The organism is Thiothrix sp. (genome assembly GCF_028714775.1).
Classification (GTDB): Bacteria; Pseudomonadota; Gammaproteobacteria; order Thiotrichales; family Thiotrichaceae; genus Thiothrix.
Genome location: NZ_JAQTLS010000028.1, coordinates 1 through 16052, shown reverse-complemented (window position 1 = coordinate 16052; position 16052 = coordinate 1). Strand labels below are relative to the sequence as shown.

The window sequence follows — 16052 nt, the reverse complement described above, 5'->3', positions numbered from 1 at the left end:
TAAATGAATCGTGGGGGAAGCCGCCTTGACCTGAATCAAGGGAGCTACTCCCTTACTTGTGCTGGCCTGCAAACCATACTACGGCTTCCACCCGTGAACGCAGGTTGAGCTTGCGCAGTATGTGCTTGATATGCACCTTGACCGTACCTTCGGCAATACTTAGCTCCTTCGCCACCAACTTGTTGCTCTTGCCAGCAGCAACCTGTTCAAGGATACGTTGCTCCTGTTCGGTCAAGCCAGCCTCCATGCTGGTCTTGGGGTTGGCATCATAGCGCATGGCATGTGCTAACAAATTAATCAAACGTTCAGTCAGCGTGATACGTCCAGCAGCGGCTTCCCCCAGCTTTTCCACTAATTCTTCTGGCTCCATCTCCTTCAATAAGTAGCCATCCGCCCCAGCACGCAAGGCCGCTACCAGATCATCGACTTGATCGGAAACTGTCAACATCACAACCCGCGCATCCAGCGCAGATGCCTTAACCACTTTCAGTACGTCAATGCCACTCATATCCTTCATATTCAGGTCAAGCAGGATCATATCAGGGGCTAGGGACAGCGCCATGTCGATACCCTCTTGCCCGCAGGAGGCTTCGCCGACAATGGTAAAACTGGGAACCATATTGACAAGGTAACGCACACCTTTTCTGAATAGTGGATGGTCATCAACAATTAATAGGCGTTGCAGTGCTTCATGCGGCATAGGAAATCCTCGTATTCAGAATCGGTCGGTCGCCATTAACGGGGGAGAAATCCAGTTGCACACAAGTCCCCCCCCCTACTCGTGGCAAGCACTGGATTATGCCGCGCAAAGCACGGGCACGCTCATCCATAATAGCCATGCCGTAATGGTGCATGGCAGCAGATTTATTGATGCCTATGCCATCATCTTCCACCCGTAGCAGTACATGACCGTTATTCTGCCGTTGCAGTATCACCCAAGCATGGCTCGCATGGGCGTGCTTCAAGGTATTGGACAGAGCCTCGCGCACAATTTGCAGCAAGTGAATTTCTTCATTAGGGCCGAGGTTGAGACTCCCCAGATTAACAACCAACTCAACAGGGAGACTACCTCGCTCAGCAAACTCGGTTGTCGTTTGCGCCAATGCCATTCCAAGGTCAGCATCTTCCATGCGCAGACGAAAAGTGGAAAGCAGTTCCCGTAATTGCTGATAGGAACTGTTCAGTCCATCCCTCAACTCTTCCAGCGCAGCGGCAATTTCCCCACCATCATCGGGATGCGTTAGGGCATTACGCAAACGACTGACTTGAATTTTCATGTAAGCCAAGGATTGTGCCAATGAATCATGCAATTCACGGGCGATAACAGCACGCTCTTCCAATAGGGAGACACGACGGTGTTGCTCACTACGTTGTTCAGAAGCGATGGTAACACCGATGTGATGCGACAAAGCTTCCAGTAATTGCACCTGCCAAAGTTCCGCATGGGTGTTGGGAGGAATGTCGATAGCCAACATACCGTAGCGTTTTTCGGCATCAGTCAGCGGCATCCTCATGATTTGTCTGCCGTCTGGGAGCGCATCCATACGGACAACGCGGGAGTCATGACATTCTGTACAATTGTTGGCGTGCCGACACAGTGGGCTGATGTTGTCGCTGGCGGTAGTGGCGACAACATGCCCTTGTTGGTCATTATCCCCTTTCAGGCAAATCGTACCATTGCCTAAACCTAAGACAGCTTCAGCATCTTGCAACACATGATGGAATACCTCACGGTCAGGAGCCGTGCCATGTAGCCGGGTAATAGAACGGTACAGCAAATCCAGTGAGCAGTTGCTACGGGTGAGTTCGGCAGTTTTTTGCTCAACCCGTATTTCAAGGTCGTGATAGAGTTTGGACAAGTCCTCTGCCATGAGGTTAAAAGCTTGCCCCAACTGCCCAATTTCATCCTCCCCCATCAAATTAGTACGCACGGCAAGGTTCCCTTGACGGATTTGGTCAGTCAGTCCCAATAGCCCACGCAAGGGGTTCACCAGAATACTGTTAACTAAATAGATTGACAGGATAACCACAAGAATCGTACCAATAACAGCAACGCCAAGGATAACCCGCAGGACAAAAATTTTAGCCTCAGTCGCTTCTTCAATCTGCTTGACCAGATCATTGATATGGGCAACGAACAGCGAAATATCATCTAACACCGTGGCGTTATAGGTATCTGTAGACTGGAGGCTAGGCTTGATCTGTGTACGCCAGCCTGTCTCAACCTGCCGATAAGTGTACTTCAGTGGGGTTGTTTCATCTTTTGGCAAAACAGACAGGATAGACTCTGCTGTTAGGTCAGCATCAAACCGTTTGATAGCCTGTGCCAGACTGTGGTGATGTTCTGGTTTATTATCCTGCAATATACGCTGGTAAAGGGAGGCCATCCGCCAACTTTGCATTCGCAGGCTACCGGCAATATTAATAGCCCCCCCATTACCTTGAGTGGTTTCTGCCACCATCCAAGAGGTGGACATACTGGCTACTGCCAAGACAGTAATAGCAGCAATCATCCCCCCCAACCGTAGCAACAGGGAGTTTTGTAACTTTCTCCACAGTAAGCGGCTTACCAACGTTCGTCTCCCATTTTGAGTCAGCCAATAGGCTTCCTAGCATGATGTAAGTATTTGCCAAACCAAGGTTAAAGAAAATAGGGATACCCACTTATGTAGCTTGATGAATTAAAAGGTGTACCACCTCAAGATACAAACAACTGACACACGTCACCACCGACAACAACAACACATTAAATAACAACATGTTATTGAGTACCACCAATACCACTTTAGTGGTATGCGGCGTATCCAGAACACTAATTACCCCACTAGAAACCGTTTTTACAACAGCGTAGAAACCACCTTGAAACCACTCATGGTTTTGTTATGAGGTGATTTATGGCAACGCAGAACTACAAAGCTTGGTCGGTCGTTATCATGAGTACACTGGCGTTCACAGTGTGCTTTATGATTTGGATGATGTTCGCGGTCATCGGCATTCCCATCAAACAACTGCTGGGGCTGAACGAAACCCAGTTCGGTATCCTGATCGCCACCCCGGTGCTGACAGGCTCGCTGATCCGTGTCCCGCTGGGGATGTGGACGGACAAATTCGGCGGGCGCATCGTGTTTTTCATCCTGATGCTGTCCACGGTAATCCCGATCTGGATGATCTCGCAGGCAACCCAATTCTGGCACTTCTTGGTAACGGGTTTGTTCGTCGGGATGGCAGGCGGTTCATTCACCGTTGGCATTGCCTATTGCGCCCGCTGGTTCCCTAAGGAACGCCAAGGGCTGTCGATGGGGATTTTCGGCGCGGGCAATACTGGCGCTGCTGTCACCAAGTTACTCGCACCCATCATTGTGGTGGGGTACGGCTGGACAATGGTTCCGCAAGTCTACGCGGTGCTTATGCTGGTCACGGCAATCATCTTCTGGTTTTTCACCTTCAGTGACCCGACCCATGTGGTTGGCAAATCTGTCACCGTGCGCGAACAGCTTGCGGCGTTCAAAGACCCCAAGGTGTGGCGGTACAGTCAATATTATTCCATCGTATTCGGCGGCTACGTGGCGCTGGCACTGTGGATGACAAAATATTACGTCAGCGAATACGGCTTTGACCTCAAGACTGCCGCCTTGCTGGCAGCCGCATTCAGCATCCCCGGCGGAATTTTGCGGGCCATCGGCGGCTATTTCTCTGACAAATTCGGGGCACACACCATCACTTGGTGGGTGTTGTGGATTTCATTGGTGTGCCTGTTCTTCCTGTCTTACCCGCAAAGTGACATCACCATCCAGACGGTCAATGGCCCTTCCACCTTCCATTTCGGCCTGACCCCCACAGTTTTCACCATCATCCTGTTCAGCTTGGGCGTGGTGTTCGCCATCGGCAAAGCCTCGGTTTTCAAATACATCTCGGATGATTACCCGCACAACATCGGAGTGATTTCCGGCGTGGTGGGCTTGGCAGGTGGCTTGGGTGGCTTCCTGATGCCAATCATGTTCGGGGCGCTGGTTGACCTAACTGGTATCCGTTCCTCCGCCTTCATGCTGATGTTCGGGGTGGTATGGGTGTCGCTGATGTGGATGTACTGGACGGAAGTACGCCCACTGGACAAGGAACGGGAAAGCAGGCGTATCCCCGCTGCTGACCCGATGGAATGAAAGGCAAGGCTCGCGCACAACCCAAGTTAGTTAATTGAGGAGTATACGTTTATGTCTAAACTGCCCAAATGGGAACCGGAAAACCCGGATTTCTGGGAAAAAACCGGCAAAGCCATTGCATGGCGTACCTGCGCCATCACCACCTTTTCACTGATTTTCTCGTTTGCGACTTGGTTCGTGATGAGTGCAGTAGTGGTACGAATGCCTGCCATTGGCTTCAAGTTCACCACCATGGAACTGTTCTGGCTGGCGGCGATTCCAGGCTTGGCTTCGGGTATTTTGCGCCTGATTCATTCCAACTTTATCCCTGTATTGGGGACACGTCCAGTGGTGAGCATTTCCACCATTATCAAGGTGTTCCCGATGATCTGGTTGGGGTTTGCCGTGCAAGACCTGAACACCTCATGGGAAACATTCATGGTCATCGGTTTCTTGTGCGGCATGGGTGGTGGTGACTTTTCGTCCTTTATGCCTTCCACCAGTATCTTCTTCCCGAAACGCCTACAAGGGCTGGCATTGGGTATCCAAGCAGGCTTGGGTAACTTTGGGGTAAGCATCGTCCAGTTCGTCGCACCGTGGATCATCGGTTTTGCGGCAATTGGTATGGTAGCGGGTGGCCCGCAAGTGTTCACCAAGGGTGATGCGGTCAAGGGTGCGATCACCGTGACCAAGGAAGCGGGCATTGTCAGGGATGTGGTGGTCAAACCAGAATTTGCCTCTTCCATTGAGGTGGTGAAGGAAAACGGTGTCATCAAGGATGTTATCTTCAAGGAAACCGATGCCTACAAAGCCATCAAGCCGGATGTCAAGAAGGATGCGAATGGCGTTATCACTGAAGTGGTGACGACCAAAGGGGTCAAGCTGGACGTGGTGAAAAACCCAGAAGGGGCTATCACTGATGTAACTTTCAAAAATGTGGTCAAGAAAGGGATGTGGTTACAGAACGCTGCCTTCATCTGGATACCATTCCTCGTGGTGGCTTTCCTGTTTGCCGTGTTCGGTTTGAAAAGCATCTCGGTGCCGTCACGCGGTTTCATGGGGCAGTTTGAAATCCTGAGTATGCGTAACCGCGCTGCCGTCCATACGTGGAACTGCACCATCACCTACATCTGCTCCTTCGGTTCATTTGCGGGTTTCGCCGCCGCTTTCCCGATGATGATTAAGACCATTTACGGTGGTTTTGACGGTGCGCCCGACCCACTGGCTTACGCTTACCTTGGCCCTTTGATCGGTGGTGCGGTGCGTGCTTTGTCCGGTGGTTTCTTCGACAAGATTGGCGGCAGTAAAGGGATGCACTGGACAACCTTGGGGCAAATTGCAGGCTGTGTTTATCTGGTGCTTAGCGGTGCGCTTACTCCAACAGGCACTGAGCAGTTCTCAAGCTTCCTGTACGGGATGCTGTGGATTTTCCTGATGACGGGCATCAATAACGCTGCCACCTTCCGCCAATACCCCATCGTGTTTGCTTATTCACCTGCCAAGGGCGCACAAATGCTCGGCTGGACAGGGGCTTGGGCAGCTTTCGGCCCGTTTGTGTGGACTTCACTGGTGGGTGCTGCCATCACTGCCACGGGTAATGCCAAGCTGTTCTTCATCGGGGTGGCGGTGTTCTACGCCTATTCCTTCTTGGTGAACTGGTACTACTACACCCGCAAAGGCGCGGAACGCTTCGACTATGGCAACGCGGGTGGCACATGGTGGGACAAGCTCAGCGAACGCGAAAAGGAACATATGCGCCAAGTTGACTTGCACAAGGCATAAACATGAACCCCGACGTACTGGTTAATGTAATAGGCATCCTGTACGGCGCGTTGTTGGTTGCTGCGGTATTTATCCGCAGCAACCTCACCGAAGCCCTCCGCATCGACGCGCTGTTCATCAAGGGATATACGGAAAACACCCGACCATTGAACCTTCTGGTTGGGCTATTGGTAGCGGGTTACGGCATCTATGCCTTGATGTCCCGCTAAAGTGATTTGTCCAAGGAGATAAACATGGCAATTCAACAATACGACGAAAACCTGCAAACCAACCCTTACGCAATTTACACCCTGTCGGTGGAGGTCGATGGCAAGTCCATCCTCACCGACCAAGAGGGTTACATCCAGAACATGGATGACTGGAGCGAAGGTTTTGCGGAAGCCCTCGCTGAACGTGAGGGCTTGGTGCTGACCGACGAGCATTGGGAAATCATCGAGTTCCTGCGTAACTACCATCAGGAACACAGGGTGCAAGCCCCAGTGCGCGATATGCTCAAGCATTTCAAAAAGACATGGGGTGAAGAGTTCGCCACCAACCATTACTTACACGAAATTTTCCCCAAGGGCGGCCCGCAAAAGCAGGGCAATCGCTTGGCGGGTATCCGTAGAACCAAAGGGGAGCATTGATTGCCATGAGCCATTTCTTAGACCGCTTAATGTATTTCACCCGCCCGAAGGAAAGCTTCTCTAACGGTCACGGGGTGATGACCATCGAAGACCGCAAATGGGAAGATTCGTACCGTCACCGCTGGCAGCACGACAAGGTGGTGCGTTCCACCCACGGGGTGAACTGCACGGGCGGTTGTTCGTGGAAAATTTTCGTCAAAAATGGCTTGGTTGCATTTGAAATGCAGCAAACCGACTACCCGCGTACCCGCGAAGACCTGCCGAACCACGAACCGCGTGGCTGCCAGCGCGGGGCTTCGTTTTCGTGGTATCTGTACAGCCCGCACCGCATCAAATACCCCCTGATCCGGGGTCGTTTGCTGGATTTGTACCGCGCTGAACGTAAGCTGGGCAAAGACCCCGTGGAAGCGTGGGCAAGCATTCAAGCTGATGAAAACAAACGCCAGAAATATGTGGCAGTGCGCGGCTTGGGCGGTTTCGTGCGGGCAACGTGGGAGGAGATGACCGAAATCATTGCTGCCGCCAATGTCCACACCATCAAGAAATGGGGGCCAGACCGGATTTACGGCTTCTCCCCCATTCCTGCCATGTCGATGATTTCCTACGCCGCAGGCTCCCGCTATTTATCCCTCATAGGAGGAGCTTGCGGTTCTTTTTACGACTGGTATTGCGATTTACCAGCGGCTTCCCCGCAGACTTGGGGCGAACAAACCGACGTACCGGAATCAGCCGATTGGTACAACTCCACTTACATCATCATTGCGGGCGCAAACCTGCCGATGACCCGGACCCCGGATGCGCATTTTGCTTTCGAGGTGCGTTACAAGGGTGCGAAGATCGTCTCAATGGCTCCTGACTATGCCGAATACGTCAAAGCCGCCGACTTATGGATGCCAGTACGCCAAGGCACGGATGCGGCTGCGTTCCTCGCAATGGGTCATGTAGCACTGAAAGAGTTCTACATCAACAATCAAGACCCGTACTTCCAAGAATACGCCCGCACCTACACCGACCTGCCGATGCAGGTGATGTTGCGCCAGCATGACAAACAAACCTTTGTCACTGACCGCCTGTTACGCGCTTCCGATTTCGACGGCGCATTGGGTGAAACCAATAACCCTGACTGGAAAACCATCGTCTATGATGCCAAAAGTGGGGCATTTGTTGCCCCTAACGGCTCGATTGGTTTCCGCTGGGGTGAGGAAGGCAAGTGGAATCTGTTGCCGAAAAATGCCGCTGACCAAAGCGACATCCAAGCTGAACTGACTTGCATTGGCAGCAAAGACGACATCGTTTCCGTTGGCTTCCCGCACTTCAACCATGACGAACCTGACCTACTGTTCCGCAATGTACCCGTGCGTAAGGTAACACTGGCGAATGGTGAAACCGCGCTGGTGGCTTCGGTGTTCGACCTGCAAATTGCCCAGTACGGCATCGACCGGGGCTTGGGTGGTGATAACGTTGCCACCGATTACGCGGATGACAGTGTAGCTTACACCCCCGCGTGGGCGGCAAAAGTCACTGGCGTGAAAGCGGCGGACATTGAGCGCACTGGGCGCGAGTTTGCCTACAACGCCTCCAAAACCAAAGGCAAGTCGATGGTCATCATGGGTGCGGCGATCAACCACTGGTATCACAACGACCTCGCTTACCGTTCGATCATGAACCTGCTGCACATGTGCGGCTGCGTCGGGCAATCCGGTGGTGGTTGGGCGCATTACGTCGGGCAGGAAAAGCTGCGTCCACAAGCAGGCTGGGCACCAATTGCCTTCGCACTCGACTGGCAGCGTCCGCCACGCCACATGAACTCCACTTCGTACTGGTATTTCCACACTGACCAGTGGCGTTACGAAACCCTTGATGCTGACACGCTGTTGACACCTGCTGGGAAAGCCAAGAACAAGGGCTACTCACTGGCAGATTACAACGTTGCCGCCTCGCGCATGGGCTGGCTACCAACCGCTCCGCACTGGAACATGAACCCGCTGGAACTGGTCGCTGAAGCTGAAAAAGCCGGGGCAACGGATGAAGCCAGCATCGGCAAGCACATTGTCGGCAAGCTGCAAGACGGCTCGCTGGATGTGGCCTTCGCCGACGTGGATAACCCGGTCAACTGGCCGCGCAACCTGTTCGTGTGGCGTGCCAACCTAATTGGGACTTCCGCCAAAGGCCATGAATACTTCCTCAAACACCTGCTGGGTGCGCAAAATGGCGTACTGCAAGAAAGCGGCGCGGGGCGCGGCAACAAGGAAGTGAAATGGCACGAAGATGCGCCCATCGGCAAGCTCGACCTGATGGTGGACATTAACTTCCGCCTCAATTCCACTGGGGCTTACTCCGACATTATCCTGCCGACCGCGACGTGGTATGAGAAAAACGACCTCAATACTACGGATATGCACCCCTTCATCCACCCATTGGCAGAAGCGGTATCACCGGGTTGGGAATCCAAGTCCGACTGGCAAATCTTCAAGTCGATTGCCAAGACTTTCTCGCCACTGGCAGAAAAGCACTTGGGTACACGCAAGGACGTGGTAGCCCTGCCGATGCAGCACGATTCCCCAATGGAACTGGCGCAACCGTTTGGTCAAGTGGTGGACTGGAAGCGTGACGGCGTTGCCCCCATTCCCGGCAAGACCATGCCGATCCTGAAAGTGGTCGAGCGCAATTTTGGTGACACCTACAAAAAGTACATCGCCCTAGGGCCCTTGATGGTCAAGCTCGGCAACACCATCAAGGGCGTGGACTGGAACACCGAACAGGAATACGAAGAGCTGAAGAAGTGCAATTACACGGTGAAAGAGCCGGGTGTTTCCTTCGGGATGCCTTCCTTGGAAGAAGACATCTACGTGTGTGATTCCGTGATGCGCATGGCACCGGAAACCAACGGTGAAGTGGCGCACAAGGCATGGTCAGCGATGTCGAAAAAGACCGGCATTGACCATCATCACCTGTACGCCGGACGGCACGAGGACAAGATCACCTTCCGCGACATCCAAGCCCAGCCGCGCAAGATCATCACCGCACCTACGTGGTCGGGGATTGAGTCCGAACACGTGTCTTACACCGCTGGTTACACCAATATCCACGAACACATCCCGTTCCGTACCCTGACCGGACGGGCGCATTTCTACCAAGACCATGAATGGATGCTGGATTTCGGTGAAGGTTTCTGTACCTACAAGCCGATGGTGGATTTGGGCGAACTCAAGGGTCTGCCTGCTGCTGTCCTCAACAAGCCGCACCTGAGCCTGAACTGGATTACCCCGCACTCCAAATGGGGCATCCACTCCAGCTATCAGGACAACCTGCGGATGCTGACCTTGGGTCGGGGTGGGCCTTACGTGTGGGTATCCGAAGACGATGCCAAGAGTATCGGGCTGGAAGACAACGACTGGATCGAAGCGGTCAACCACAACGGCGCGACCGTTGCACGGGTAATCGTTTCGCAGCGTATCCCACGCGGGATGGCGATGATGTACCACGCACAGGAGAAGAACATCAACGTACCGGGTTCGCCTTCCACTGGCAAACGCGGCGGTATCCTGAACTCCGTGACCCGCGTGCTGGTCAAGCCGACCAATATGATCGGTGGTTACGCGCAGTTGGCGTACAGCTTCAACTATTACGGCACGGTCGGTTGCCAACGCGACACGATGGTGGCCTTGCACAAGATCGCGGACAAAGATGTGGACTGGCTGGAACGCCCGCTCACCCCAGCCCGCGAAGCGCAACGCAACCCCAATGGCATCGGCAGCAAGTGAGGAGATTTACATGAAAGTAAGAGCACAATTCGCATTCGTCTTCAACTTGGACAAGTGCATCGGTTGCCACACCTGTTCCGTGACCTGCAAGAACGTGTGGACGAACCGTAAGGGCGTGGAATACGCCTGGTTCAACAACGTCGAATCCAAACCGGGCATCGGCTACCCCAAAAACTGGGCAGACCAGAACCAGTGGAAAGGTGGCTGGGAACTTAAAGGCGGCAAGCTGGAGCTGAAATCCGGCGACCGCAAATCCAAACTGCTGAACATTTTCGCCAACCCGGATATGCCAGAAATTGACGACTACTACGAGCCGTTCACCTACAACTACGCGCATTTGCAGAACGCGCCGTTGCTGGAAGCGACCCCGACCGCCCGCCCGCAATCGCAGATTACGGGTGAGACGATGGAAAAAATCCATTGGGGGCCAAACTGGGAAGATGACCTCGCAGGCGAGTATTCCAAGCGCAGCATGGATGTGGACATGGATGGCATCCAGAAAGAGATGTACAGCCAGTTCGAGAACACGTTCCATATGTATCTGCCGCGCATCTGCAACCACTGCCTAAACCCTGCGTGTGTGGCGGCTTGCCCATCCGGTTCGATCTACAAGCGCGAGGAAGACGGTATCGTGCTGGTGGATCAGGACAAATGCCGGGGCTGGCGGATGTGCATTTCCTCCTGCCCGTACAAAAAGGTGTTTTACAACTGGGAATCCGGCAAAGCTGAAAAGTGCATCGGTTGCTACCCACGGGTGGAATCCGGGATGCCGACCGTGTGTTCCGAATCCTGCGTCGGGCGTATCCGTTACAACGGTATCATGCTGTACGACGCCGACAAGATCGAAACGCTGGCGAGTACCCAGAACGAGCAGGACTTGTACGAAGCCCAGTGTAACATTTTCCTCGACCCCAACGACCCGGCAGTGATTGCAGCAGCACGCGCCGAAGGCATCAACGAAGACTGGATTATCGCCGCGCAAAAGTCGCCGATCTACAAGATGGCGATTGACTGGAAGATTGCGTTCCCGATGCACCCTGAATTCCGCACCTTGCCGATGGTGTGGTATGTACCGCCACTTTCCCCGGTGCAATCCCAGATCGACCAAGGCAATTTGCCCGTCGGCCCCGATGGTGCAATTCCGTTGGCTGGCACGATGCGTACCCCGATCCAGTACCTTGCCAACTTACTCACCGCAGGCAAAACCGCCCCGGTGGAAAGCGCCCTGAACCGCCTGATTGCGATGCGCAGTTACCAGCGTTCCGTGCATGTGGAAGGCATTGCCGATACCCGCGCCCTCGACAAAGCCGGGATTACCGAAGATCAGGCCAAGGAAATGTACCGTTACCTAGCGATTGCCAATTACGAAGACCGTTTCGTCATCCCCACCGGGCATGAGGAAGTGCGGCTGGAAGACTTCTACGCCTTCCAGGGGCAGAACGGTTTTACCTTCGGCAATGACTCTTCCGCAGGCATTTCCAAAACCTCCTTGTTCCCGGAACGGCGCAAGGAAACAGTGGAAGTCTGCGTTATCCAACCCCTCGCGAAGATGAAGCCATAGGAGGCAAGCCATGTTTTACCGTTTACTCGCAAGGTTGCTGGATTACCCCACTGCCGAATTACAGGCCGCACTGCCGGAAATCTGGGCGCAACTGGACAACCTGCCGGAAGGGGAACGCAAAGTCGTGGGCAACTTCCTTGCCCACCTGCACTGGGAGGATATGACCGAATGGCAAGCCTTATACGTGCGCACTTTCGACATGGTTCCTGACAATGCCTTACACCTGACCCATCACCTGTTTGGGGATGACAAAAACCGGGGGCCAGCACTGATTGACCTGAGCGAATTCTACAAGGAATACGGCCTAGAACTCGCGGCGAACGATTCCAACGAGTTGCCAGACTTCCTGCCGCTGGTGCTGGAATTTGCCGACCAATTGAGCCGGGTGGAGGCCAAGGTATTCCTGAGCCAATGGGCCAAGGTGTTCAGCCAGCTTGCCCTGAATCTGGAGAAGGTGGAAAGCCCCTACGCGCCGCTGATCCGCCTGATTGAACAACGCAGCCAGCTTGTTACTGCAAAAGCGGCCTGAAGGGAGGAATGACCTGATGAACTTTGATCTGCATACGTTTTTGTACGGGGTATTCCCCTACATCGCCACCGTGGTGTTCCTGCTGGGAAGCTGGATACGTTTCGACCATGAGCAATACACGTGGAAAAGTGATTCCAGCCAGTTGCTGTCCAAACAGAACATGCGCCTGATGAGCAATTTGTTCCATGTGGGGATACTGGGAATTTTCTTTGGGCATATCGCCGGGATGGTGTTCCCGCATGGCTTGTGGGTTGGGTTGGGTATTTCCGACATCGCCCACCAGTGGATTGCGATCTTGGCGGGTTTGGTGTTTGGTGGCGCAGTGGTTGCGGGTGGCGCAATGCTGTGGCATCGGCGCATGTTTAACCCGCGTGTGCGTGCTGCCAGCCGCTGGATGGACATCAATATCCTCGGTTGGTTGGTGATTACCGCCTGCTTTGGCTTATTGACTATCCCGTTCTCCATCGGTCATGCCGTGGGTGGTAATGCCACCACCATGTTGGTGTTGGGTGAGTGGATTCGTAGCATCTTGATCCTGCAACCCGAACCGGAACTGATCCGCAATGTGGACACCGTTTACAAGGTTCATGTGTTCTTCGGGATGTCAGTGTTCCTGTTCTTCCCGTTCACCCGGCTGGTGCATGTGTGGAGTGCCCCCATCCCGTACCTGTTCCGTGCTTACCAGATTGTGCGCACCAAACGCGGCCTGTAATTGACTTAAGGTGATACACATCATGACCGTGCAAATTACCTAGGAAATCAAAGCCAAGATGCACACCAACCCTTACGCCATCTACAACCTGTCGGTGATGGTGGAGGCAAGGAAGTGCTGATCGACCAAGAAGGTTACATCCAAGACATGGACGCTTGGAGCGAGGGTTTCGTCGAAGCCCTCGCCGCCAAGGAAGGCTTGGAACTGACTGATGAGCATTGGCAAGTGATCCATTTCATCCGCGATTACCAGCACGAACACGGGGTGCAAGCCCCGGTGCGTGACATGCTCAAGCATTTCCGCCATGCGTGGGGGGAAGAAAAGGGTAATAACCATTACCTGCATGAAATCTTCCCCAAGGGCGGGCCGCAAAAGCAGGGCAACCGGCTGGCGGGTGTGCGCCGCACCAAGGGCGAACACTGAAATTTAGTTACACCCTCCGTAAGCAGCCGGAAGTAAGCCACTGGCTGAGAGGGGCGGGCGGTAGCGATACCGCCCGTTTTTTATTTTGGAGATAATTTATGCCGAAATCTGATTCAGCTTACTGTAATGACAACACCGAACAGCACATGCGCAGCGTGGAAGAAGCTCAAACTCATATTTTGCAAAGTATCCAGCCATTGGTAGCTACCGAGCGGGTAGATTTACGGCAGAGTTTGGGACGTATCCTTGCTTGTGAAGTACAGGTACGGCAGGACGTACCCTCCCACCGCAATTCAGCAATGGATGGTTACGCCTTCCGCCATATTGATACTGACATCCACGCAGCATTCTACGTGGCCGGTGTATCGTTGGCGGGACATCCGTTCCACGATACGCTGGATATAGGGCAATGTGTACGCATCATGACGGGGGCTATTGTACCTACAGATGCTGATACTGTGATCATGCAGGAGCATGTATCCCATGAAGGTGATCTGATTACCCTGCAACGTATCCCCAAGCCCGGCGCAAATGTCCGCCATCCGGGGGAAGACCTTCGTGCACAAACTACCCTGCTACCTGCTGGGCGAAAACTGAATGCGGCTGACCTTGGCCTATTGGCTTCACAAGGGATTGGTGAAGTGGATGTATTGCGCCGCCCACGCATTGCCTTTTTTTCCACTGGTGATGAACTCAAAGGTATTGGCGAGACCCTGCAACCAGGCGATGTTTATGACAGCAACCGCTACACCCTGTACGGGATGCTCAGTAAATTAGAAGTAGACATCCTAGACATGGGTGTAATTCCTGACCAGCCACAGGCAGTAGAAAGTGCATTCACACGAGCCAGCCAGCTTGCTGATGTAGTGATTACCAGTGGTGGCGTATCCGTGGGTGACGCAGATTATGTAACCGATACTTTACGTACAACAGGCACGGTGGATTTCTGGAAAATTGCTGTCAAACCGGGCAAGCCCTTGGCATTTGGCAAACTCAATGCCCATTGCCTGTTCTTTGGATTACCGGGTAACCCCGTATCAGTGATGGCAACCTTCCTGCTATTTGCCCGGTCTGCCATTTTGAAATTACGTGGGGAATCCGTGACAGATTTGCCGGAATACCAAGCCATTTGCGATACACCAATCTACAAAACACCGGGCAGAAAAGACTACCAGCGCGGTATTTGCCATCTGGATGGGCAAGGACAATGGCGAGTCAGCAGTACCGGGATGCAGGGTTCACACATCCTGCGTTCTATGAGTATGGCAAATTGCTTTATCGTGCTGCCGCTGCTTATGGGAAATCTTGAAACAGGCTCTACCATTAGTATCATTCCATTTAGGGAATTATTGTGAGGTATTTATGGGCAAGGGATTGGTTGACCCATTTGGACGTACTATCAGCTATTTACGGGTATCGGTCACTGACCGCTGTGACTTACGCTGCTTCTACTGTATGCCAGAACACTTCCACGATTATACAGTGCCGGATAACTGGCTGACTTTCGATGAAATTGAGCGGGTTACGGGAGCTTTTGCCACGTTGGGGGTCAGCCGCATCCGCTTAACTGGCGGTGAGCCACTGGTGCGCAAAGGCTTGCCCGAACTGGCTGGTCGCCTCTCTGCCCTTCCGGGCATTACCGACCTTTCGCTAAGTACTAATGCCAACCGCCTTGCACAGGATGCCCAAACCCTCAAGCAGGCAGGGATAACACGCCTCAACGTCAGTTTAGACAGCTTGCAGCCACGGCGTTTCCAACTCATCACCAAAGGTAAATTGGGTAAAATCATGGATGGCCTGATGGCTGCCAAAGCTGCCGGGTTTGCTCCTATTAAGCTCAATATGGTGGTGATGAAGGGTATCAATGATGACGAAGTGCTGGATATGGTGGAATTTTGTCTGGAACACCGCTTCACCCTGCGTTTCATCGAAACCATGCCCATGGGAGAAACTGGGCGCAGCACCAGCGATTCCCACTACCTTAGCTTACAAACTGTCAAGGCACGCTTGGCGGAACGCTACAACTTACTGCCGTCAATTATGGACGGAGGTGGGCCAGCGCAGTATTTCACGATTGGAAATACTGGCTTGCGGATTGGTTTCATTACCCCGATTTCGCAGCATTTTTGTGAAACCTGCAACCGGGTCAGGCTGGGAGTGGATGGCACACTGTACTTGTGCTTAGGTCATGAACACAGTGTTGCGCTGCGTCCACTACTACGCGCCGGGATCAGTGACAGGGAATTACAAGCGACTATCCAACAAGCATTGGCATTGAAACCACTCCAGCATGTTTTCAATAACGGGCATTCACAAGTAATGCGTTTTATGTCGATGACTGGCGGCTAGAAATACCGCATCAGGACTATGAGCGGTACTCCTAGTGATGAGGCATAGCCTCTACTTGGAGTCCCAACCTTGCAAACAGTTGCTGATCCCCTTCCTCAGATGGATTATCAGTTGTCAGCAATCGTTCACCATAGAAAATTGAATTTGCCCCTGCAAAAAAACACCAT

13 protein-coding genes and 1 pseudogene are annotated in these 16052 nt (G+C 53.2%); 11 read left to right on the top strand and 3 right to left on the bottom strand.

The window, feature by feature from the left end:
* Positions 1-52 precede the first annotated feature (52 nt).
* Both narL and PHE17_RS19065 read right to left on the bottom strand, forming a co-directional pair.
* The gene (narL, locus tag PHE17_RS19070) at positions 53-700 is read right to left on the bottom strand and encodes a two-component system response regulator NarL (protein WP_301017506.1); all 648 of its coding nucleotides are present in this window, start codon (positions 698-700) and stop codon (positions 53-55) included.
* Positions 690-2573: a histidine kinase gene (locus tag PHE17_RS19065; protein WP_301017505.1), complete on the bottom strand. Its 1884-nt coding sequence runs from the start codon at positions 2571-2573 to the stop codon at positions 690-692. The genes narL and PHE17_RS19065 overlap by 11 nt, the downstream gene beginning before the upstream one ends.
* A 321-nt stretch (positions 2574-2894) precedes the next feature.
* On the opposite strand from PHE17_RS19065, the gene PHE17_RS19060 reads away from it, so the two are divergent.
* From PHE17_RS19060 to moaA, 11 genes are all read left to right on the top strand, one after another.
* A complete protein-coding gene (locus tag PHE17_RS19060) occupies positions 2895-4160 on the top strand; it encodes a nitrate/nitrite transporter (protein ID WP_301017504.1) in 1266 nt (421 codons plus the stop codon).
* Between the two features lie 51 nt (positions 4161-4211).
* Positions 4212-5921 carry a hypothetical protein gene (locus PHE17_RS19055; protein WP_301017503.1) on the top strand — a complete coding sequence of 570 codons (1710 nt, stop codon included), beginning with the start codon at positions 4212-4214 and terminating at the stop codon, positions 5919-5921.
* Between the two features lie 2 nt (positions 5922-5923).
* Positions 5924-6130 (top strand): hypothetical protein, encoded by a 207-nt coding sequence (locus tag PHE17_RS19050; RefSeq protein WP_301017502.1) that lies wholly within the window; start codon positions 5924-5926, stop codon positions 6128-6130.
* 24 nt (positions 6131-6154) lie between these two features.
* Entirely contained in the window at positions 6155-6547 is a 393-nt protein-coding gene (locus PHE17_RS19045) for a TusE/DsrC/DsvC family sulfur relay protein (protein ID WP_301017501.1), read from the top strand.
* A 5-nt stretch (positions 6548-6552) separates the two neighbouring features.
* Positions 6553-10311: a nitrate reductase subunit alpha gene (locus tag PHE17_RS19040; RefSeq protein ID WP_301017500.1), complete on the top strand. Its 3759-nt coding sequence runs from the start codon at positions 6553-6555 to the stop codon at positions 10309-10311.
* Between the two features lie 10 nt (positions 10312-10321).
* Positions 10322-11872 (top strand): nitrate reductase subunit beta, encoded by a 1551-nt coding sequence (gene narH, locus PHE17_RS19035; RefSeq protein WP_301017499.1) that lies wholly within the window; start codon positions 10322-10324, stop codon positions 11870-11872.
* Between the two features lie 10 nt (positions 11873-11882).
* A complete protein-coding gene (gene narJ / locus PHE17_RS19030; protein WP_301017498.1) occupies positions 11883-12401 on the top strand; it encodes a nitrate reductase molybdenum cofactor assembly chaperone in 519 nt (172 codons plus the stop codon).
* Between the two features lie 16 nt (positions 12402-12417).
* A complete protein-coding gene (gene narI, locus PHE17_RS19025; protein WP_301017497.1) occupies positions 12418-13113 on the top strand; it encodes a respiratory nitrate reductase subunit gamma in 696 nt (231 codons plus the stop codon).
* Positions 13114-13227: 114 nt separating this feature from the next.
* Positions 13228-13536 carry a TusE/DsrC/DsvC family sulfur relay protein gene (locus PHE17_RS19020; RefSeq protein WP_301017496.1) on the top strand — a complete coding sequence of 103 codons (309 nt, stop codon included), beginning with the start codon at positions 13228-13230 and terminating at the stop codon, positions 13534-13536.
* A gap of 98 nt (positions 13537-13634) precedes the next feature.
* Entirely contained in the window at positions 13635-14891 is a 1257-nt protein-coding gene (glp, locus tag PHE17_RS19015) for a gephyrin-like molybdotransferase Glp (protein ID WP_301017495.1), read from the top strand.
* A gap of 7 nt (positions 14892-14898) precedes the next feature.
* A complete protein-coding gene (gene moaA, locus PHE17_RS19010) occupies positions 14899-15885 on the top strand; it encodes a GTP 3',8-cyclase MoaA (protein WP_301017494.1) in 987 nt (328 codons plus the stop codon).
* 31 nt (positions 15886-15916) lie between these two features.
* On the opposite strand, the pseudogene PHE17_RS19005 reads toward moaA, so the two are convergent.
* A pseudogene (locus PHE17_RS19005) lies at positions 15917-16052 on the bottom strand (biotin synthase); the annotation flags it as partial.